19 protein-coding genes, 1 tRNA gene and 1 pseudogene are annotated in these 18,111 nt (G+C 70.5%); 13 read left to right on the top strand and 8 right to left on the bottom strand.

The features are described from left to right. Positions 1–14: 14 nt before the first annotated feature. Positions 15–482, bottom strand: coding sequence for a molybdopterin-binding protein (locus tag J2744_RS06125; RefSeq protein ID WP_209545748.1), 468 nt, complete (start codon positions 480–482; stop codon positions 15–17). 115 nt (positions 483–597) lie between these two features. On the opposite strand from J2744_RS06125, the gene rnhA reads away from it, so the two are divergent. Together rnhA and J2744_RS06115 are read left to right on the top strand one after the other, a co-directional pair. After that, positions 598–1,194 carry a ribonuclease HI gene (gene rnhA, locus J2744_RS06120; protein WP_209545747.1) on the top strand — a complete coding sequence of 199 codons (597 nt, stop codon included), beginning with the start codon at positions 598–600 and terminating at the stop codon, positions 1,192–1,194. Beyond that, a complete protein-coding gene (locus J2744_RS06115) occupies positions 1,181–1,954 on the top strand; it encodes a DUF7108 domain-containing protein (RefSeq protein WP_209545746.1) in 774 nt (257 codons plus the stop codon). The genes rnhA and J2744_RS06115 overlap by 14 nt, the downstream gene beginning before the upstream one ends. 103 nt (positions 1,955–2,057) lie before the next feature. Here J2744_RS06115 and J2744_RS06110 read toward each other — a convergent pair whose 3' ends face one another. After that, a complete protein-coding gene (locus J2744_RS06110; RefSeq protein WP_209545745.1) occupies positions 2,058–2,408 on the bottom strand; it encodes a PadR family transcriptional regulator in 351 nt (116 codons plus the stop codon). A 346-nt stretch (positions 2,409–2,754) separates the two neighbouring features. Here J2744_RS06110 and J2744_RS06105 point away from each other — a divergent pair, with 346 nt between their 5' ends. Continuing rightward, complete coding sequence (locus J2744_RS06105) at positions 2,755–3,288, top strand: inorganic diphosphatase (protein ID WP_209545744.1); 534 nt, start codon at positions 2,755–2,757, stop codon at positions 3,286–3,288. A 97-nt stretch (positions 3,289–3,385) separates the two neighbouring features. After that, positions 3,386–3,535 (top strand): hypothetical protein, encoded by a 150-nt coding sequence (locus J2744_RS06100; protein ID WP_209545743.1) that lies wholly within the window; start codon positions 3,386–3,388, stop codon positions 3,533–3,535. An 18-nt stretch (positions 3,536–3,553) separates the two neighbouring features. Here the strand turns inward: J2744_RS06100 and J2744_RS06095 are convergent, their stop codons facing one another. Together J2744_RS06095 and J2744_RS06090 are read right to left on the bottom strand one after the other, a co-directional pair. Then, the gene (locus J2744_RS06095; RefSeq protein WP_209545741.1) at positions 3,554–4,351 is read right to left on the bottom strand and encodes a helix-turn-helix transcriptional regulator; all 798 of its coding nucleotides are present in this window, start codon (positions 4,349–4,351) and stop codon (positions 3,554–3,556) included. A 99-nt stretch (positions 4,352–4,450) separates the two neighbouring features. Beyond that, entirely contained in the window at positions 4,451–4,699 is a 249-nt protein-coding gene (locus J2744_RS06090) for a hypothetical protein (RefSeq protein ID WP_209545739.1), read from the bottom strand. A 221-nt stretch (positions 4,700–4,920) separates the two neighbouring features. Here J2744_RS06090 and J2744_RS15630 point away from each other — a divergent pair, with 221 nt between their 5' ends. Next, positions 4,921–5,052 (top strand): DUF7503 family protein, encoded by a 132-nt coding sequence (locus J2744_RS15630; RefSeq protein WP_425544852.1) that lies wholly within the window; start codon positions 4,921–4,923, stop codon positions 5,050–5,052. Here J2744_RS15630 and J2744_RS06085 read toward each other — a convergent pair. Then, positions 5,049–7,213: pseudogene (locus tag J2744_RS06085) on the bottom strand (caspase family protein). The gene J2744_RS15630 and the pseudogene J2744_RS06085 overlap by 4 nt on opposite strands. Positions 7,214–7,364: 151 nt before the next feature. Here J2744_RS06085 and J2744_RS06080 point away from each other — a divergent pair. The 3 genes from J2744_RS06080 (at position 7,365) to J2744_RS06070 (ending at position 10,499) form a co-directional block, all read left to right on the top strand. Further along, complete coding sequence (locus J2744_RS06080; protein WP_209545737.1) at positions 7,365–8,321, top strand: succinylglutamate desuccinylase/aspartoacylase family protein; 957 nt, start codon at positions 7,365–7,367, stop codon at positions 8,319–8,321. Beyond that, a complete protein-coding gene (locus J2744_RS06075) occupies positions 8,321–9,520 on the top strand; it encodes a pyridoxal-phosphate dependent enzyme (RefSeq protein ID WP_209545735.1) in 1,200 nt (399 codons plus the stop codon). Before J2744_RS06080 ends, J2744_RS06075 begins: the two co-directional genes overlap by 1 nt. A gap of 82 nt (positions 9,521–9,602) precedes the next feature. Next, entirely contained in the window at positions 9,603–10,499 is an 897-nt protein-coding gene (locus J2744_RS06070) for a ketopantoate reductase family protein (RefSeq protein ID WP_209545732.1), read from the top strand. Positions 10,500–10,562: 63 nt separating this feature from the next. Here J2744_RS06070 and J2744_RS06065 read toward each other — a convergent pair whose 3' ends face one another. After that, on the bottom strand, positions 10,563–10,784 hold the full coding sequence (locus tag J2744_RS06065; RefSeq protein ID WP_209545730.1) for a DUF7556 family protein: 222 nt from the start codon (positions 10,782–10,784) through the stop codon (positions 10,563–10,565). Positions 10,785–11,050: 266 nt separating this feature from the next. Here J2744_RS06065 and J2744_RS06060 point away from each other — a divergent pair, with 266 nt between their 5' ends. From J2744_RS06060 to J2744_RS06050, 3 genes are read left to right on the top strand one after another with little or no spacing between them, the layout of a single operon-like run. Beyond that, complete coding sequence (locus tag J2744_RS06060) at positions 11,051–11,899, top strand: CBS domain-containing protein (RefSeq protein WP_209545729.1); 849 nt, start codon at positions 11,051–11,053, stop codon at positions 11,897–11,899. Beyond that, on the top strand, positions 11,900–13,702 hold the full coding sequence (glyS, locus tag J2744_RS06055) for a glycine--tRNA ligase (protein WP_209545725.1): 1,803 nt from the start codon (positions 11,900–11,902) through the stop codon (positions 13,700–13,702). A gap of 4 nt (positions 13,703–13,706) precedes the next feature. Beyond that, entirely contained in the window at positions 13,707–14,330 is a 624-nt protein-coding gene (locus J2744_RS06050; protein WP_209545724.1) for a dolichol kinase, read from the top strand. A gap of 117 nt (positions 14,331–14,447) precedes the next feature. Here the strand turns inward: J2744_RS06050 and J2744_RS06045 are convergent. After that, a tRNA-Ser gene (locus tag J2744_RS06045) sits at positions 14,448–14,532 on the bottom strand. 132 nt (positions 14,533–14,664) lie between these two features. Here J2744_RS06045 and J2744_RS06040 point away from each other — a divergent pair. Beyond that, entirely contained in the window at positions 14,665–15,627 is a 963-nt protein-coding gene (locus tag J2744_RS06040) for an AAA family ATPase (protein WP_209545723.1), read from the top strand. A gap of 30 nt (positions 15,628–15,657) precedes the next feature. On the opposite strand, the gene pyrE is transcribed toward J2744_RS06040, so the two are convergent. Then, positions 15,658–16,206: an orotate phosphoribosyltransferase gene (gene pyrE / locus J2744_RS06035; protein WP_209545722.1), complete on the bottom strand. Its 549-nt coding sequence runs from the start codon at positions 16,204–16,206 to the stop codon at positions 15,658–15,660. A 149-nt stretch (positions 16,207–16,355) separates the two neighbouring features. Between pyrE and gatB the strand changes: the two genes are divergently transcribed. Then, a complete protein-coding gene (gene gatB, locus J2744_RS06030; RefSeq protein WP_209545721.1) occupies positions 16,356–17,843 on the top strand; it encodes an Asp-tRNA(Asn)/Glu-tRNA(Gln) amidotransferase subunit GatB in 1,488 nt (495 codons plus the stop codon). Positions 17,844–18,111: the final 268 nt, after the last annotated feature.

The following is an 18,111-nucleotide window of genomic DNA, read 5'->3' as shown; positions in this document are numbered from 1 at the left end:
TCACTCGTCACGTCTCACTCGTCGCCCGTCTCCGCTCGGTCATCGCGGACCACCGCGGTCTCCGGGTCGGCGTCGGCCGAAAGCGCGACGGGGACGAGCGCCGAGAGGTCCCGCACCGTTCGCGAACTGTCGAAATCGGGTTCGACGAGCCGGGGCAGCCCGTCAGCCGGCCCGTCGAGGCGCTCCGTCGCGACGACGGCGTCCAGCGCCTTCCGCACCGCGACGTGCGCCCGGTACCCGTCCGCCGACTCGGCGCGGAGGTGGGTCGTCTCCGGCGGCGCGTCGTTGAGGAGCGGTCCCACCGGAACGCCCCGCCACTCGCCGCCGAACGCCGTCCCGGTCGCGCACCGGTAGCGGCAGGCGACGGTGACCGTGCCGCGTCGCTCTCGGACGGCGGCGAGACCGGTCAACAGGTCCGACTCGGCCCGCTCGGCGGTCGACGCGTCGTCCGCTCGGGTCGGATCGGCGTTCGACGTGGTCACTGCGCGTCGATCGAGGGACGCGCCGCCCCTGTCGTCTGTGCCTCATATATTCGGCCTTTTTTCCTTCGACGGCGGACGGACAGCTCTTTGTCCGCCGGGCGCGGAACCCGGACGAATGCCGACGATCGACTGCGACCCGGCCGCCGCGCGCGAGCGCCTCGCGGACGCGGGCGTCCGGATCGACGAGGGGAACACGCCCCACGAGCGGTGGCGGGCCGAGCGCGAGGGGGCCGTCGCGGTCGCGTACGACGACAAGGTCGTCGTTCAGGGGAGCGACCCGACGCGGCTCACCGCCCTGCTCCGCGACGGCGGCGGCCGCGCACACGTCTACTTCGACGGCGCCTCCCGCGGGAACCCCGGTCCGGGCGCGGTCGGCTGGTGCCTGGTCACCTCCGACGGGGTCGTCGCGGAGGGCGGCGAGCGCATCGGCCGCGTGACGAACAACCAGGCCGAGTACGCCGCGCTGATCCGCGCGCTGGAGGCGGCCGACGAGTACGGCTTCGACGCGGTCGACGTCCGCGGCGACTCCCAGCTCACCGTCAAGCAGGTCCGCGGCGAGTGGGACGCCAACGACCCGGAGCTCCGCGAGCGGCGGGTCCGCGCCCGGGAGCTGTTGGAGCGGTTCGACCGCTGGTCGATCGCGCACGTACCGCGGGAGATAAACGAGCGCGCCGACGATCTGGCGAACGAGGCACTCGATGACGCGAACTGACGACGACCCGCCGGAGTGGGCGAAGGAACGGGCGCGAGAGATGATGGCCGCGGAGGAAGACGAGGAGACGGACGAGTCCGCCGACGCGGAGGCCCCCGACCGCGACGACGACCGCGTCCCGGACGTGCCGGTCGAGGCGGTCGACGAGGCGGAGCGGCTCACGCGGCTCGCCCGCGAGGCGGAGTCCGCCGAGCCGACGCCGGAGATCGAGGAGGCGGCCGACCAGTACCGCGAGCGGCGCGACGCGCTCGCGGCCGAGTACGGCTACACCGCGCGCGTCCGCGACGAGGACGACGCGCTCGTGTTGTACCCCGACGAGTGGATGGACGACGGGACGGTCCAACTCGACCGGGTCGAGGACACCGACCGCGCCGTCGAGGTGTCGCTCTCCGGCCCGGGCGACGCCGACCGGTACCGCGAGGTGGCCGCGTACAACGAGACCGTCGCCGAGGAGGTCGCCGAGCGGGAGGCCGAGATCCACGCGCGGACCGCGGAGACGTTCGCGGCGTTCATGAGCAACCACTACGTCCGCCCGGTCGACGACGCCACCCCGGAGATGCGCGCCGAGTTCCGCGAGGAGTACCTGGTTCGGAACGGCTGGCCGACCGACGAGCAGCTCGACGCCGTCGACGAGTCGCTGTCCGTGATCGAGTCGGTCGCCGCCGGCGTCGACGAGCCCGCCGAGATCGAGGATTCGGCCGACGGCGACGGTCCGGACGACGCCGACGGCGATAGTCCCGACGGCGACGGTCCGGCGTAGCGGCGGCTCGGAGAACGAGGAAACGCGGCTTTCGCCGCGCCGTGTGCCAAAAGTGTTCTGTCGGGTTCGGTGCCGTCCGGCCGCGCGGGATCGGAGGGTCCGCTTACTCCAGCAGCTCGCGGACCTCGTCGCCGCGCGTCTCGTCGGTGACGAACCGGTCGAGGACCCACTCGATCTGGCCGAGGACGACGTCGTGGCCCTCGTCGGTCAGCTCGTACTGGTTCGTCCGCTTGTCCAGTTCGCTCTTCTCCACCAGCCCGAGGTCGACGAGGTCGTCGAGGTTGGGGTACAGGCGGCCGTGGTTCACCTCGGAGCCGTAGTACGCCTCCAGCTCCCGCTTGATGGCGAGACCGTACATCGGCTCCTCGGCCAGGATCGTGAGGATGTTCTGTTGGAACGCCGTGAGATCGCTTGCGGCCGTCGATTCATCAGTGACTGTTTGTGCCTCTGACATAGGTGCTAAGAAGGAACCCGAACTTATAGTCTTTCTCAACATTCACGATCGTTGCGATGCTTCATCCCGGACGAACGTCCGGATCCCCCGGTATCCACGCGCTATCGGCGGACGCCCGGACGATCCGGCGGCACGAGGCGTTCGACCGATCGATTCCGTTCCCGCCGGATACGCCGACGATCTGTCGGCGTGGTCCCGGATTCGACTCCCGATCGAAACCGACCGGATCGGTCGTTCGAGGGGTTTCGGACGGCTGACGCCGGTCTCGCGCGGTTACGACCTCGACCGCGGGCGAATCGCTGGATCCCGAAAGGACTTTGGCCGCCATCGACGCATCAACGGACACATGGTCAACCTCTGGGAAGATCTCGAGACGGGACCGAACGCGCCGGACGAGATCTACGCCGTCGTCGAGTGTCTCAAAGGCGAGCGGAACAAGTACGAGTACGACAAGGACGTCCCTGGCGTCGTCCTCGACCGCGTGCTCCACTCGAACGTCCACTACCCGTACGACTACGGCTTCATCCCGCAGTCGTACTACGACGACGAGGACCCCTTCGACGTGATGGTGCTCGTCGAAGACCAGACGTTCCCCGGCTGCGTCGTCGAGGCCCGCCCCGTCGCGCTGATGAAGATGGACGACGACGGCGAGCAGGACGACAAGGTGATCGCGGTGCCGACCGAGGACCCCCGGTTCGATCACATCGAGGACCTCGAGGACATCCCCCAGCAGATCCTCGACGAGATAGACGAGTTCTTCGCGACCTACAAGAACCTCGAGGCCGGTAAGGAGGTCGAAACGCTCGGCTGGGAGGACAAGGCGGCGGCCAAGGACGCGATCGAGCACGCGCAGGACCTCTACGACGAGCAGGTCGCGTAGCGGCGGTATAACCCGAGCGCATCCACCGCCCGCGGCCGGATGCGTTATGCCTATGGGTAATTTTTAGGGTCAGCGTCGCGTATCGTCTCTTAGAGCCATGAGCGCCACAACGCCCTCCGTCGGCATCGACCACCCGACGGTCGTGCCCGCGAACTTCGATCCGGACGACGACGACGCGAATCCGGACGACGACGCGACGGCCGATGCGGCTACCGCCGACGAGAGCGCCGCGAGCGACGACGCGTAGGGAGCGCAGCCACCCTTCTCAGGCGCGTTCGACGACCGAGGAGAGCTTCGACGCGTCGTCTCGAAGCGCCGCGAACGTCTCGTCGACCCAGTCGACGACCGTTGCCTCGGTCGATTCGAGCACGTATCGGGGGTTGTTCCGCTCGTCGTGCGCGGTCACGCAGGCCACGTCGCCGCACCGAAACAGCCCGTACTCGATCGGCTCGGCGCTCACGTACACCTCGGCGGCGTCGTCGTCCAGCGCGCGGTCGGTCGCCGGTTCGAACTCCGCGACCGAGGCGTCGACCACGTCGCGATCGATGACCAGTTCGACGCTCGCGCCGTCGTCCAGCGCCGCGGCCGCCGCTTCGTTGAACGGCTGGATGACGACGGGAGAGACGGCCCGAATCTCGCTGCCGCAGCTCTCGTGGAGCAGCTCCGTGAGCCGGTCGACGGCCGCCAGCGGATTCTGGTCGGACGCGACGGTGAGGTCGCTGCCGGGGAGTCCCGCCGCTGGGAAGTCGGCGCCGACGCGCTCGACGGTCGCGGCGAACCGCCCGTAGCGGTCGCCGCGTTCGACCTCCGTCAGGAGCGTCTCGTACGCCTCGTGGACGCGCTCTCCGGTCGGCGTCACCCGGTAGGCGGCGTCCCGTTTCACCACCCAGTCCCGCTCGCGGAACCCCGCGAGGATCCGCTGGACCGTCGTTCGGGTCGCGTCGACCGCGCCGGTCAACTCTGCCGGGCGTTGCGGGTTCTCGCGTAGCGCCCGGAGTATCGCGACCCGAACGGGCGAGCCGGCGAGGTACTGTGCGCCGTCGTGTCCGTCCTCGGCCGTCATCGTGTGATCCCTGTGTACGGGTACCGACCTGTTAATCGTACCGCGTCGCGGTGGGGGGTCGGTCTCGCGGCGCCGACCCGGAACCCCTCGGCGGTCGCCTCAGTCCCGATATCGGAACGACACGACGGTCCCGACGGTGTCCTCGCCGGCGATCCGCTCCGTGGTCACGGTCACGGCGGCGAGCGCGTCCGCGCCGAGCGCCTCCTCTATCACCGCTCGGAGCGCGTCGGGGTCGGCGCCCTCCTGTATCACCGGCACGCGGACCTGTCGGCGGTTGACCGCGACGTCGCCGAGGTCGTACTCCGTGTGCTCGAACGCCGCTCGGATCGTGGACTCGATGTCGGTCATGGCGACCCCACCTCCGCGCTCGGCGGTGAAAAAACGGGGTCCTCGACCGAGCGAGCGCGACAGTTCGCGATGACTCACGGACTTTCGGGCCTATCCGGTGTGGCCGATATCCGGCTTTCAGCCGTTAAATCTATTTAATACAGTCTTACCTTATTTCAAATATCTCTATCTTCTCACCGCAGAACAATCTCAATATTTATTTATCCTGATACTTTTCGAATATGCACGAAAGTGTGGCAGATTACGTGGCAGAGCACCCGAAGATGGCCGGCGTCCTGTTCACCGCCCTCCTGCTGTTGACGCAGGCGGCGCCCGCGGCAGCAAACATGGCCGCTACGAACCCTGGTCCTTAATCGATAATAAACTCGTCACTCCAAGTTAATTCATCGTCAATAAAAATTGGTACTGTCTCAAGTTCAAGGAAACTCTTAAGTTTATTTTTTGAACAGATTTTATAAATATTTTTGTGGGGATGTAGTGATTGCCTGTTTCTCCTGACATGTTTATCTTTGTAAGGGACCCCTTCCCATAGGGGCCGTTCGGAAACATTTCCGCAGTTAACTCCCACGAATCGCTAGACCTGTTCGAAATGTCGAGCACGACCACAGATCCACTCCGACTCTGGCAAATCGTCGTCCCTCCGTCGCCAACGACGGTGTATTGTTGACCAGTGATCAGCTCCCGCTTCGCGACGTGGAGCGCGGTCCGGAGGTTAAACCCGCTGTTCATCAGGCGGGCGATGATCCGGCCGAGCGTCGTCGCGGGCGAGTTCGCCACGTCGGAGAGGGTGACGATGCCGCCGCGCGAGCCGCGGTGGACGAGCGCCTCGCCCTGCTGGTAGGACTGACAGGCGTTGAGCAGGAAGGCGCTCACACCGATTTCGAGCTCCTCGTCGGTCAGATCGAGGTAGCTCTCGGCGCACTGCATCCCGCGGTCGTCGACGTGGCCGATGTAGTGGAGGAAGTCGACGTCGGACGCGAGGGCGTCGCGCATCTCCTCGCGCGAGAGGTCGTGGCGCACCTCGATGTCGAACTGGACCATGTCGCGGAGTCCGTAGAGGTCGGCGACGTCGCCCTCCTCGCGCATCTGCTCGTCGTTACAGACCACGAGGACCGAGATCCGCGACTGCTCGACCTGCCCCGCTTCGAGCCGGCGGTGGTACGCGTCGAGCGTCGCCTTGTTCGCGTCGAGGGGAACCCCGTCGCCGACCCACGCGTGCTCGACGGTGTCGACCGGCTCCGGCCGAACGAACTCGGACTGAGCCGAGACGGCGCCGCGGTCCGCGGAAGCGCCCGCGCCGCGGGTGGTCCTCGCACTCGCGGCGCCCGCGCTCGCGCCGCCCCGAACGAACTCGCCGCCATCGAGTTCGACGCCGTCGGCCGGGATCTCCCGCCTCGTCGCCTGCGGAGCGCTCCGGTCCGCGCCGCCGAAGAAGCCGACGCCGACGCCCTCGTCGTCGTCCACCGGCGTGACCGTCTCCGGCGAGCGAACGACCGACAGCTCCCCGGCGACGAAGGGGAGCATCTCCACGTTCTCCGGGTCGGGACGGACGTCCGTCGTCAGCGTCCACTGCGGTAACTCCGGCTCGACCGCCTCGAACGGCACGTCGAGGTACTCGCCGAGCCGCTCGGCGAGCGGGAGGTCGTACAGCCGCCCCCAGTCGAGGTCGAGGTCGGTCGTCTCGCGCTCGTGGAGGTCGACCGGGTAGAACCCCTCCGTGCGGACGAGACAGTCCATGTGGAACGACTGCCTGAGCACCGCCGCGGTCCGCGCCTCGAACCCCGGTTCGAGCGGGTACGTCCAGCCGTTCCCTTCGATCCGCGGGGCGTCGCCCGGGACCACCTCGGCCGCGAAGTAGTACGCCAGCGAGACCACCGGATAGAGGTAGCGGTACTCGGGCGGGACGACGATCCGGATCCCGCCCTCGACCGGCTCGACCCGGTCAGGAACGCGGAACTCCTCGCCCGGCTCGATCAGCGGCGGGTGTCCCCGCAGGGTCGGAAAGGACCGCTCCGGGCTGGTGGTCTGGAGCGCGGAGCCGAGCAGCGAGACGGCGTCCATCAGCGACTCCGGGTCCGTCGGGGTGGTGATCGTCCCCGCCGGGGTCTGATGGAGCGACCGGAACCCGAGAGCGACGCTACCGGGCGTGTCGAGGTCGATTCGGGTGGTCCGGTCGGTCGTCGAGACGGAGAATCCGGACTCGAACGAGAGGTAGAGCTTCGTCGGTGCCGGGTTGATACCGACGTGGTACGTCCCGTCCGGCATCGTGTAACAGTCCCCGTGAGTGAGGAGCGTTCCGTCGCCGGCCCGCGTCTCGACGACCGCGACGCGGGGGATCTCGATCGATCCGGTCTCGACCGCGACGCCCGCGTCGACCGGGAAGTAGTGGTCCGACTCGGGGCGCGGGCGCGGGTCGACGGGGCGGTCGGTGTACACCTCGAACTGCGTGTTCTCGATGTGGTCGGTGACGGTTATCCCGTCGGCCTCACGCAGCGGGTCGATGTCGATGCTCATTGGAAATCGCCGCGGCGGTCGTCGGGGAATGCGGGGACCGGCGCCGCGGTAGTGCGTGCCACTCCGTAGTGCGATAGCGGCGATAAAGCTTGTGTCGGTCGGATCGCCGCGGACCGAACCGATAAAGTCCCGGCCGTCCCACCTCCGCGTAATGATAACGCTGGGAACGGCCCGCGCCTCCCCCGGCGAGACGGACACGGGCCGTCTCGAGGTGGGGGAGATGCGGGACGGGAGTCCCGTCCGGCTGCCGGTCGCCGCGATCAACGGCGCCGCCGACGGGCCGACGCTGTACGTCCAAGCGGTGAGCGACGGCGACGAACTGAACGGGCTGGGCGTCGTCAACCGCGTCGTCCCGCGGATCGATCCGGCCGAGCTGTCCGGCTCCGTCCTCGTCGTCGGCATCGTGAACCACTTCGCGTTCCAGGCCGCGGAACACCGGAACCCGGTCGACGACCGGAAGATGAACCGCGGCTACCCGGGCGACGCCGACGGGACGACCAGCGAGCGGATCGCCCACGAGACGTTCCAGATCGCCACCCGCGCCGACTACATCCTCGACCTCCACCAGGGGTCGACGAGCCGGATGATAAACGAGACCCGCGTACGCTGCGGCGTCCGCCACCGCCTCCACGGCGACTGCCTGGAGCTGGCGAAGGTCTTCGGCTGCGGCCACGTCCTCGACATCAAGGGACCGGACGGACAGCTCGCCCGGGCCGGTCCCGAACACGGTATCCCGACCGTCGACCCCGAGCTGGGCGGCTGCGTCGGCTGGGACGAGGAGTCCATCCGGTACGGCGTCGAGGGCGTGTTCAACGTGCTCCGCCACTACGGGTTCCTCGACGGCGACACCGACCTCGAATCGCAGACGCGCGCCCGCGGCTTCGACCAGTACGGCTCGCCGGCGGGCGGGCTGGTCCGCTTCGAGCGCGAACTCGGCGAGCGCGTCTCGGCCGGCGACGTGCTGTTCGAGGTGACCGACACCTTCGGCGCCCTGGAGGGCCGCGTGACCGCCGACGCGGATGGCGTCTTCTGGCGCACGCGACGGCTCCCGCAGGTGGCCGCCGGCGAGTACGTCTGCTCGATCGGGACCAACGTCGACGAGTACTGATGCGGGACGCCGACCCTCCGGAGCGGAGGACGAGCGCTTCCCGCCGACTTCGCTGTCCCGAGTGCGGCGGGACGTACCGCGACCGCTGGCGCTGCCGGTGCGGCGCCCCGCTCGACTTCGCCGACCCGCCGACGCCCGAAGGGGCGGCGCCGGACCCCGCCTCGTTCGACGCGCGCGACGGCCTGTGGGCGTTCGACGACCTGCTCGCGGTCGGTGACGACCCCCGCGACCGCGTGACGCTCGGCGAGGGGATGTCGCCGCTGGTCGACGCGGACGGGAGGCGGGACGGCGCCGCCCGAGACAACGACGCTCCCCCGTGGAACGCGTCGTTCAAGCTGGAGTACGTCTTCCCGACCGGCTCGTTTAAGGACCGCGGCGCGACCGCGACGCTGACTCGGGCCCGCGAGCTGGGCGTCGAGCGCGTCGTCGAGGACTCCTCGGGCAACGCGGGCGCCGCGATCGCGACCTACGCCGCCCGCGCCGGGATCGCAGCCGAGATCTACGTCCCCGCCGACGCGAAGGAGTCGAAGCTCCGCGCGATCCGCCGCGCCGGCGCCGACCCGGTCCGGATCGAGGGGAGCCGGGGAGACGTGACGGACGCGTGCGTCGCTGCGCTCGGCGCCGATGCGGAGGATCCGTCGCGGACCGACGCCTGGTACGCCAGCCACGCCTGGAATCCGGCGTTCTTCGAGGGGACCGCCACGGTCGCGTACGAGATCGCACTCCAGCGCGGCTTCGAGGCCCCCGACGCCGTCGTGACGCCGCTCGGCCACGGCACGCTCTTCCTCGGCGCCTACCGCGGGTTCCGCCGGCTCGAACGCGCCGGGTGGATCGACTCGGTCCCCCGGCTCTACGGCGCGCAGGCGGCCGGCGTCGCGCCGATAGTGCGGGCGCTTCACGGGCCGGAGGCGGCCGATCCGACGGGAGCGGTCAACGACGCGGCCGACGGGATCCAGATCGCCGAGCCGGTGCGCGACCGCGAGATCCGGGAGGCGATCGACGCGACCGGCGGTGACGCGCTCGCGGTCACCGAGGCGGCCGCGACGCGCGAGCTCGACCGCCTCCACGCCGCCGGCTTCGACACGGAACCGACCTGCGCGGTCGCGCCCGCGGCGCTGCGGACGCTCCGCGAGCGCGGTGAGGTCGCTCCCGACGAGGACGTGGTCGTGCCCCTGACCGGGAGCGGACTGAAAGGCTGACCCAGCCGGAGTCGTCGGCGTCCGAGACGGCGGACCGCACCCCACCGGCACCCCTTTTCTGTCGGCGACCGTTCGTCCCTGTATGGAGGTGCTCGTCTACGGTGCCGGCGCGCTCGGGAGCCTCGCCGGCGGGCTGTTGGCGCGCGAACACGACGTGACGCTCGTCGGTCGCGACCCGCACATGCGGCGGATTCGCGAGGACGGACTCCGGATCGACGGCGAGGTAGACGTCCGGGTCACGCCGCGCGCGCTCACCGACGGGACGCACCGCGCGGCCGACCTCGCGCTGGTCACGACCAAGGCGTACGACACCGACGCGGCCGCCCGAGCGCTCGCGACCGGCGAGTACGAGGCGGTCTGCTCGCTCCAGAACGGACTCACCGAGGAGCGGCTGGTCGCCGCGCTCGACGCGACGGTGCTCGCCGGCACCGCCAGCTACGGCGCCCGGTTCGCCGAGCCGGGCCGCGTCACCTGTACCGGCGTCGGCGAGGTGGTCGTCGGGGCGCTCTCGGGCGGCGCGAGCGCGCCGGCCGCGCGGATCGGGGCCGCCTTCGAAGCGGCCGGCATCGAGACGGTCGTGGCCGAGGACATGCCGATGCGCCGCTTCGAGAAGCTCGCGGTCAACGCCGGGATCAACGGGCCCTCCGCGCTCGCGCGGACCGAGAACGGCCCGACGCTCGACGGGCCCGCGGGCGAGATATCCCGCGAGGCCGCCCGCGAGACGGCCCGCGTCGCCCGCGCTGTCGGGGTCGACCTCCCCGACGACCGCGCGGTCGCCGCCGTCGAGCGCGTCGCCGCCGACACCGCCGCCAACCGGTCGTCCATGCGCGAGGACGTCGCGAACGACCGGCGGACCGAGGTGGACGCCGTCTACGACGCCGTCACCGACCGGGCGGACCGGCACGGCGTGACGGTGCCGACGTGTCGGACGATCGGATCGCTGATCCGCGGCTGGGAGGCGGCGCGCGGGCTTCGGTGAACCGGGAGCGCGGCGGCGCTACGGCGGGAAAAGAAAATTCGGTCCGTCAGCGACCGGCGCGGCTCAACACCACTCCTCGAGGACGGTCGCGTTGGTCTCGTCGACCGACACCCACGCGTCCTCCCGCGAGACGTCCGCGATGACGAGCTCCGGTCGCGACGACGAGGAGTCGATGGATGCCATCACGTCCGGCGCGTCGCCGGCGTCGAGCGCCGGGTCCGTCGGCAGCGCCGTCCGGCGGCGGTCGGGGTCCGGGTCGTCCCAAGGAGTGGAACTCCGTGACATGGTTGTGAATAGTTCACAGTACGTATAAGAGTTGCGAACCCAGACGGAACTGGCCGTCATATCGGTGATTCCGGGGACTGCCGACCGACGTATCTCCTGAAAACCCGCCTCGTGGGCGACGATCCGCCGAAACGTGTCGGGTTTCTCATCGGCTCGCGGTCCGGCGCGGCGCGACCGATCCGGGGTCGCGCGTGGATGTCCGTGACACGCCATCGCTCTCCGCACACCTTCGCAGTATACAAGAGGTGTCACGCTGAAAGACGGGCATGAACGTCGCAGACGCCATGACGCCGCGCTCGGAGCTCGTCGTCGTCGAGATTCCCGGGAGCCGGAACGACGTGTTGGAGTACATCCAAGAGTACGGGTTCTCCTCGGTGCCGGTCGTGAAAGACGTCGACGGCGACGAGGTGTACCGCGGGTTGGTCACGCGCGACGACCTGATCGACCAGCCGGACGAAGACCAGCTCGCGCTGCTGATGCGCGAGGTGCCGACTGTCGGGACCGACGACGACATCGTCGACGCCGCACGGACGATGGCCGCCGAGGAGTCGCGGCGGCTCCCCGTGGTCGACGGCGACGAGCTCGTCGGGATCCTCACGGTCACGGACGTGGTTCGGGCCATCGCCCGCGGCGAGGTCGACGGCGAGACGCCCGTGGGCGAGTTGGCGACCAGCGCGGTCAACGCGACCCACACGGGGACGCCGCTGCCGGTCGCCGAGCGGGAGATCGGTCTCTCGGGGGTCCCGTACGCGGTCGTCCTCGACGACGACGCCGCGGTCGCGGGGATGCTCACCGAGGTCGACATCCTCGAGGTCGCCCGGGTCGTCGAGGGCGAGGCGAGCACCGGCGACTCGATCGCCGAGGAGGACTCGGAGTGGTCCTGGGAGGGGATCAAGGCGACCGGCGCGCGCTATCTCCCCACCCGGAACGTCGAGCTTCCCGCGGAGGCGGTCCGCCACTTCATGACCGAGGACCTGGTCACTGTCAACGCCACGCGGACGGCCAAGGAGGTCGCCCAGGAGCTGATCAGCAACGACATCGAGCAGGTCCCGCTCGTCTCGGGCACGGACCTGGACGGGATCGTCCGGGACGTCGACCTGCTGGAGGGGCTGTAGATGGCCGCGGACGCGCTCGCCGAGCTCGCGAAGCGCCGCGGGTTCTTCTTCGGGTCGAACGGCGCGTACGGCGGCACCGCCGGCTTCTACACCTTCGGCCCGCAGGGGGCCGCCCTCAAGCGGAACGTCGAGGACGCGTGGCGCGACCGGTTCACCATCCGCGAGGGGAACCGCGAGATCGAGGCGCCGACGGTGATGCCGGAGCCGGTGTTCGAGGCCTCCGGCCACCTGGAGGGGTTCGACGACATGCTCGTCGAGTGCCCCGAGTGCGGCGAGTCCCACCGCGCCGACCACCTCGTCGAGGACGCCACCGAGATCGAGGACGCCGAGGCGCTCCCCGGCGAGGAGGTCGAGGACCTCATCGCCGAGGCGGAGATCGCCTGCCCCGCCTGCGGCACGCCGCTGGCGGGCGAGCCGGTCGAGGCGTTCAACCTCATGTTCGCGACCGACATCGGTCCCGGCGACGCCCAGCCCGGCTACCTCCGCCCGGAGACGGCGCAGGGGATCTTCGTCGAGTTCCCGCGCCTGAAGGAGTACGCCCGCGGGAACCTCCCGTTCGGGATCACCCAGATCGGCCCGGCCTACCGCAACGAGATCTCGCCGCGCGGCGGCCTGCTCCGCCTCCGCGAGTTCACGCAGGCCGAGCTCGAGCAGTTCATCGACCCCGAGGAAGACGAGCCGCCGCTCGACCGCGTGCGCGACGTCGAGGTCCGGCTGTACCCCGCGACCGAGCAGGAGGCCGACGACGGCGACTACCTCGACACGACGGTCGGTGAAGCCGTTGACGAGGGGGTCATCGGCTCCCCGTGGGTCGGCTACTACCTCGGCGTCGCGCAGGAGTGGTACGAGCGCGTCGGCGTCGACCTCGACCGGTTCCGGTTCCGCCAGCACCTCGCGGGCGAGCGCGCCCACTACGCGGCCGACTGCTGGGACGCCGAGAGCGAGGTCGACGGCGACTGGATCGAGATCGCCGGCTTCGCCTACCGCGGCGACTACGACCTCTCGAAGCACGACGAGCACGGCGACGACGCGTTCACCGTGTTCAAGCGCTACGACGAGCCGAAGACGGTCGAGCGCGCGACCGTCGACCCCGACATGTCCGTGCTGGGGCCGGAGTTCGGTGGCGACGCCGCCGCGGTCGCGGACGCGCTCGAAACGCTCGCCGAGCGCGACCCGGACGCCTTCGACGGCGAGACCGTCGCGGTGACGGTCGGCGAGGGCGACGGCGCGGAGACCCACGAAGTCGACGCCGGCGTCGCGAACTTCTCGGTCGAGGAGGTGACGGAGAGCGGCGAACACATCACCCCGCACGTCGTCGAACCCTCCTTCGGCGTCGGCCGCACCGTCCAGACGCTGCTCGCGCACGCCTACAGCGAGGACGAGGTCGACGGCGAGGAGCGCACCTACCTCTCCTTAGAGCCCGAGGTCGCGCCGCAGGACGCCGCCGTCTTCCCCCTCGTCACGAACGACGACCGCCTCACCGCGCTGGCCGACGAGGCCGCGGCCGACCTGCGGGCGGCGGGGCTGGCGGTCGCGTACGACGACTCCGGTTCGATCGGCCGCCGGTACCGCCGGCAGGACGAGGTCGGCACGCCGTTCTGCGTCACGGTCGACCGCGACGGCGTCGAGGCCGACGGGCCGGACACCGTCACGCTCCGCGAGCGCGACTCCGCGGCGCAGGTCCGGATCCCGGTCGCGGAGCTCGCCGACGAGCTGACCGCGCTGCGAGGGGGCGAGCCGTTCGCGTCCGTCGCCGACCGGTACGACGCGGTCGACACGGACGTCGACACCGCGGGGAACTGAGGGCGTGACGCTCCCGGCCGCGGCGTGGCGCGAGCGCGTGGAGTTCGAGCGCCGGCTGGTCCACGCCAGCGGCACGCTGTACCCGGTCCCGTTCCTGTTGGGGTGGATCTCGTGGGAGACGACCGGGCGGCTGCTGATCGCCAGCGTCGCGGTCGCGGCCGTGCTCGAAGCGCTGCGCCTCTCCGGCTCCGCGGGACCGCTCGACCCGCTGTACGACGCCCTCGTCCGCGAGTACGAGGCGGACGGGATCGCGGGCTACGCGCTGTATCAGGTGAGCATGGCCGCCACCGCGCTGGTCTTCGCGCCGGTGTTCGCCGTGCCCGCGATGTGGATGCTCTCCGTCGGCGACCCGATAAGCGGTGGTCTCGGCGAGAACGCGGCGACGGAGCCGAAGCGGCTCTCCGTGGTAGCGGCGATGGTGTTCGTCTGCTTCGGGATCGCCGTCCCGTACGCGATCCCCGAGTTCGGTCCCGACCCGGGCGTGATCGTCGCGCTCGCGGGCGCGATTCCCGCCGCGGTCGCCGACGGGCTACCGCCGCTCATCCGCGGCGTCGCCGTCGACGACAACCTCACCATTCCGCCCGCGGCCGCGAGCGGGATGTTCCTCGCGGCGTCGCTGGTCGGGTAGCGGGCGTCGGAGAACGCGACGGCGGCGAAGGCGAACGCGACGGCGGCGAAGGCGAACGCGACGGCGGCGAAGGCGAACGCGACGGCGGCGCCGCTCGCCGAACGAGACTGAGAGAAGCGCCGAGGCGGAGATTTGAACTCCGGTGTCCGAATGGACAGTAGATTTCGAATCTACCGCCTTGGCCAGGCTAGGCTACCTCGGCTCGCTTCGACGTTGGCCGGTTCCGCTGTTATGCGTTTCGATCGCTTTCGGACGACCCGCGGTCCGGGGCCTCTTGGCCGGCGACATCGCCGCCGCCGACAACGCTTTTCGGCCCGGCTCCCGTGCGGGCGGTATGGACGTCCCCGAAGCGGCCGACGCCTGCGCCCGCGTCGTCGACGAGGTCGGCGGCGCGGTCGTCGCCGACCGCGAGTTCCTCGACCGCGTCACCCTCGGCATCCTCGCCCGCGGCCACGTCCTCTTGGAGGACGTGCCCGGCACCGGAAAGACCCTCTCCGCGCGCTCGTTCGCGACCGCTCTCGGCCTGGAGTTCTCGCGGATCCAGTTCACGCCCGACCTCCTGCCCGCCGACGTCACCGGGACCAACGTGTTCGACGAGCGCGACGGCTCCTTCTCGTTTTCGCCCGGCCCGATCTTCGCGAACGTCGTGCTGGCCGACGAGATCAACCGCGCGCCGCCGAAGACGCAGGCGGCGCTGCTGGAGGCGATGGAGGAGGGACAGGTGACCGTCGACGGCGAGACCCACGACCTCCCCAGCCCCTTCTACGTGATCGCGACGCAGAACCCCGTCGAGAGCGAGGGAGCGTTCCCGCTGCCGGAGGCCCAGCTCGACCGGTTCACGATCAAGACCTCGATCGGCTACCCCGACGAGGAGGGCGAGCTGGAGCTGCTCCGGCGCCGCGCCGGGCGTGTCGAGCAGTCGCCGACCGTCGACCGCGTCCTCGACCCCGACGCCGTGGCGACGCTGCGGGAGGTGCCCGAGTCGGTCCGGGTCGACGACGACCTGCTTCGTTACGCCGCGGCGCTCGCGCGGGCGACCCGCGAGGACCGCCGCGTCGAGGCCGGCGTCTCCCCGCGCGGCACCCAGCGCCTCTTCGAGACCGCGCGGGCGGCGGCGGTGATCGCCGGGCGGGAGTTCGTCACGCCGGACGACGTGAAGCGCGTCGCGGAGCCGACGCTCGCGCACCGACTCGTGTTGACGCCGGACGCGGCCGTCAACGACGTGGACGAGCGCGACGTGATCGCCGACGTGCTCGACCGGATCGCGGTGCCGACGGTGGACGCGCCGGAGGCCTGAGTCGTCGTGGCCGCGACCGACAGAATTCCCTTACTCCCCGTCCCGCTCCGCCAGCAGCTCCGTCGCCGTGAGCAGCGACGCAAGCTCCACGTCGTGGTCGGCGAGCAGTTCCGCGGCGCCCTCCTCGCGGTCGACGACGACCAGCACGCGGTTCACGGTCGCGCCCGCCTCGCGGAGCGCCTCGACCGCGTCGACCGCGGACTGCCCCGTCGTGGCGATGTCCTCGATGACGACGACCTCCTCGCCCTCGTCGAGCCGCCCCTCGATCCGGTTGCCCGTGCCGTACTCCTTCGCCTGCTTGCGCGCGATGACGTACGGGCGGCCCAGCTCCGCGGCCGTGACGGCCACCAGCGGCACCGCGCCCAGCGCGACCCCCGCCAGCTTCGCGTCTGTGTCGGCGAGCCGGGCGGCGAACGCCTCGCTCACGAGCGTCAGCGCCGCCGGGTCGGTCTCGAAGAGGTACTTGTCGACGTAGTAGTCGCTCGTGCCGCCGTGAGACAGCTCGAACTCGCCGAACCGGACGGCGTCGGCCGCGGTGAGCGCCGCGATCAGCTCGCGTCGTCGGTCGTCGTCGGTCATACGCCGAGAAGGGCCGCCGCCGACAATAAACGGGTCGGAACGCGGCAGCGGACCGGCGGCGCCCCCGCGGACCGCGGGGGTGCTTCCCCGGATCCGTCGCGCCGGTCGTCCCGACACGATTTAGGCGGCCCGCTCACAACGAGCCGGTAATGAGCACGCAGGCCGCGACGGCGGACCGGACAGTCGTGATCGGGCTGGAGGTCCACGTCCAGCTCGAGACCGACACGAAGATCTTCTGCGGCTGCTCGACGGAGCCGGCCGAGGGCGAGGAGCCGAACACGCGCACCTGCCCGACCTGCCTCGGGCTGCCGGGCGCGCTCCCCGTCCTCAACGAGGGCGCCGTCGAGGCCGCCGTGAAGATCGGGAAGGCGATCGACGCCGACATCCCCGAGACGACCACCTTCCACCGGAAGAACTACTACTACCCCGACCTCCCGAAGAACTTCCAGCTCACCCAGTACGACGCGCCGATCTGCCAGTCGGGCGAGCTGGAGGTCCGCGTCGACGGCGACCCGCGGACCATCGGGATCACCCGCGCGCACCTCGAAGAGGACCCCGGGAGCCTCCAGCACGCTGGCGGCTCCATCGACTCGGCGACCCACACGCTGGTGAACTACAACCGCGCGGGCACGCCCCTCATGGAGATCGTCACGGAGCCGGACTTCCGCTCGCCGGCCGAGACGCGCGCGTTCCTCGCGAAGCTCGAGGAGGTGCTGGAGTACCTCGGCGTGTTCGACCCCGGCCGCGACGGGAGCCTGCGCGTCGACGCCAACGTCTCGCTCGTCCCCGCCGAGCACGTCGCCGACGACGGGACGATCGACGACGCGGCCCTCGACGAGGTGAGCCGCGCGGAGGTGAAGAACATCTCCAGTCACAAGGGCGCCGAGCAGGCGCTCGCCTACGAGGTCACCAGACAGGAGAACGTCCTCCGGCGCGGCCGCGAGATCGAACAGGAGACCCGCCACTGGGACGAGTCGCGCGGCGTCACCGTCGGGATGCGCTCGAAGGAGGCCGAGAAGGACTACCGGTACTTCCGCGAGGGCGACCTCCCCGCCCTGGAGGTGGCCGACTGGAAGGAACAGATCGCGATCCCGGAGCTGCCCGACGCCCGCCGCGAGCGCTTCCGCGAGGAGTACGGACTCGACCGCGAGGCCGCCTCGAAGCTCACCTCCACGAAGGCGGTCGCGGACTTCTTCGAGGACGTGGCGAGCGAGTTCGACCCCGACCTGGCGGCGACGTGGGTCGCAGACAACCTGCTCGGCGAGCTCAACTACCGCGAGATGCAGATTACGGACGTCGAAGGCCGGCTCGACGAGTTCACGCGCCTGATCGAGCTGGTCGCCGCAGACGAGCTGACCGTGAAGAACGCCGAGGAGGTCGTCCTCCGCGAGATGCTCGACGAGGGCGACGACCCCGAGACGGTGATCGAGCGCGAGGGGCTCGGCAAGGCCCAGAGCGGCGAGGTCGAGGCCGCGGTCGCGGCCGCCATCGACGAGAACCCCGACGCCGTGAGCGACTACCACGACGGCGACGAGGGCGCGATCAACTTCCTCGTCGGGCAGGTGATGCAGGAAACCGGCGGCAGCGCCGACCCCGGACAGGTGAACGGCCTGCTCCGCGAGGAGCTGGACGGCTGAGGCGGTCGATGTCGAACGGTTTCGGGAGCGGACGAATCGGATCGACGGCGGCGATGTGGCATTTAAACAGACGCGAGCAGCGGCGACGACAGCTTAGAAAGAACGACGTGGTCGGCGCGTGCCGACGAGCGCCCGAAGGGCGCGAGTCGCACGCGCGAGGGAGTCGCGGGGGCCCCCGGCCCCCCCCCCCCCGGGGGGGGGGGGGGGGGGGGGGGTGGGGGGGGGGGGGGGGGGGGGGTCGCATGGGGGGGCGCGGGGGGGGCGGGGC

Source organism: Halorubrum trapanicum (assembly GCF_017873555.1).
Lineage (GTDB): Archaea > Halobacteriota > Halobacteria > Halobacteriales > Haloferacaceae > Halorubrum > Halorubrum trapanicum.
The sequence above is the reverse complement of the archived record's forward strand: the minus strand, read 5'-3'. Positions and strand labels throughout refer to the sequence as shown.

Bases quoted from the DNA above. Each gene is read 5' to 3' on its own strand.
- rnhA (WP_209545747.1), top strand. From the start codon at position 598: ATGCCGACGATCGACTGCGACCCGGCCGCCGCGCGCGAGCGCCTCGCG.
- J2744_RS06115 (WP_209545746.1), top strand. From the start codon at position 1,181: ATGACGCGAACTGACGACGACCCGCCGGAGTGGGCGAAGGAACGGGCG.
- J2744_RS06110 (WP_209545745.1), bottom strand. From the start codon at position 2,408: ATGTCAGAGGCACAAACAGTCACTGATGAATCGACGGCCGCAAGCGAT.
- J2744_RS06105 (WP_209545744.1), top strand. From the start codon at position 2,755: ATGGTCAACCTCTGGGAAGATCTCGAGACGGGACCGAACGCGCCGGAC.
- J2744_RS06100 (WP_209545743.1), top strand. From the start codon at position 3,386: ATGAGCGCCACAACGCCCTCCGTCGGCATCGACCACCCGACGGTCGTG.
- J2744_RS06095 (WP_209545741.1), bottom strand. From the start codon at position 4,351: ATGACGGCCGAGGACGGACACGACGGCGCACAGTACCTCGCCGGCTCG.
- J2744_RS06090 (WP_209545739.1), bottom strand. From the start codon at position 4,699: ATGACCGACATCGAGTCCACGATCCGAGCGGCGTTCGAGCACACGGAG.
- J2744_RS15630 (WP_425544852.1), top strand. From the start codon at position 4,921: ATGCACGAAAGTGTGGCAGATTACGTGGCAGAGCACCCGAAGATGGCC.
- J2744_RS06080 (WP_209545737.1), top strand. From the start codon at position 7,365: ATGATAACGCTGGGAACGGCCCGCGCCTCCCCCGGCGAGACGGACACG.
- J2744_RS06075 (WP_209545735.1), top strand. From the start codon at position 8,321: ATGCGGGACGCCGACCCTCCGGAGCGGAGGACGAGCGCTTCCCGCCGA.
- J2744_RS06070 (WP_209545732.1), top strand. From the start codon at position 9,603: ATGGAGGTGCTCGTCTACGGTGCCGGCGCGCTCGGGAGCCTCGCCGGC.
- J2744_RS06065 (WP_209545730.1), bottom strand. From the start codon at position 10,784: ATGTCACGGAGTTCCACTCCTTGGGACGACCCGGACCCCGACCGCCGC.
- J2744_RS06060 (WP_209545729.1), top strand. From the start codon at position 11,051: ATGAACGTCGCAGACGCCATGACGCCGCGCTCGGAGCTCGTCGTCGTC.
- glyS (WP_209545725.1), top strand. From the start codon at position 11,900: ATGGCCGCGGACGCGCTCGCCGAGCTCGCGAAGCGCCGCGGGTTCTTC.
- J2744_RS06040 (WP_209545723.1), top strand. From the start codon at position 14,665: ATGGACGTCCCCGAAGCGGCCGACGCCTGCGCCCGCGTCGTCGACGAG.
- pyrE (WP_209545722.1), bottom strand. From the start codon at position 16,206: ATGACCGACGACGACCGACGACGCGAGCTGATCGCGGCGCTCACCGCG.
- gatB (WP_209545721.1), top strand. From the start codon at position 16,356: ATGAGCACGCAGGCCGCGACGGCGGACCGGACAGTCGTGATCGGGCTG.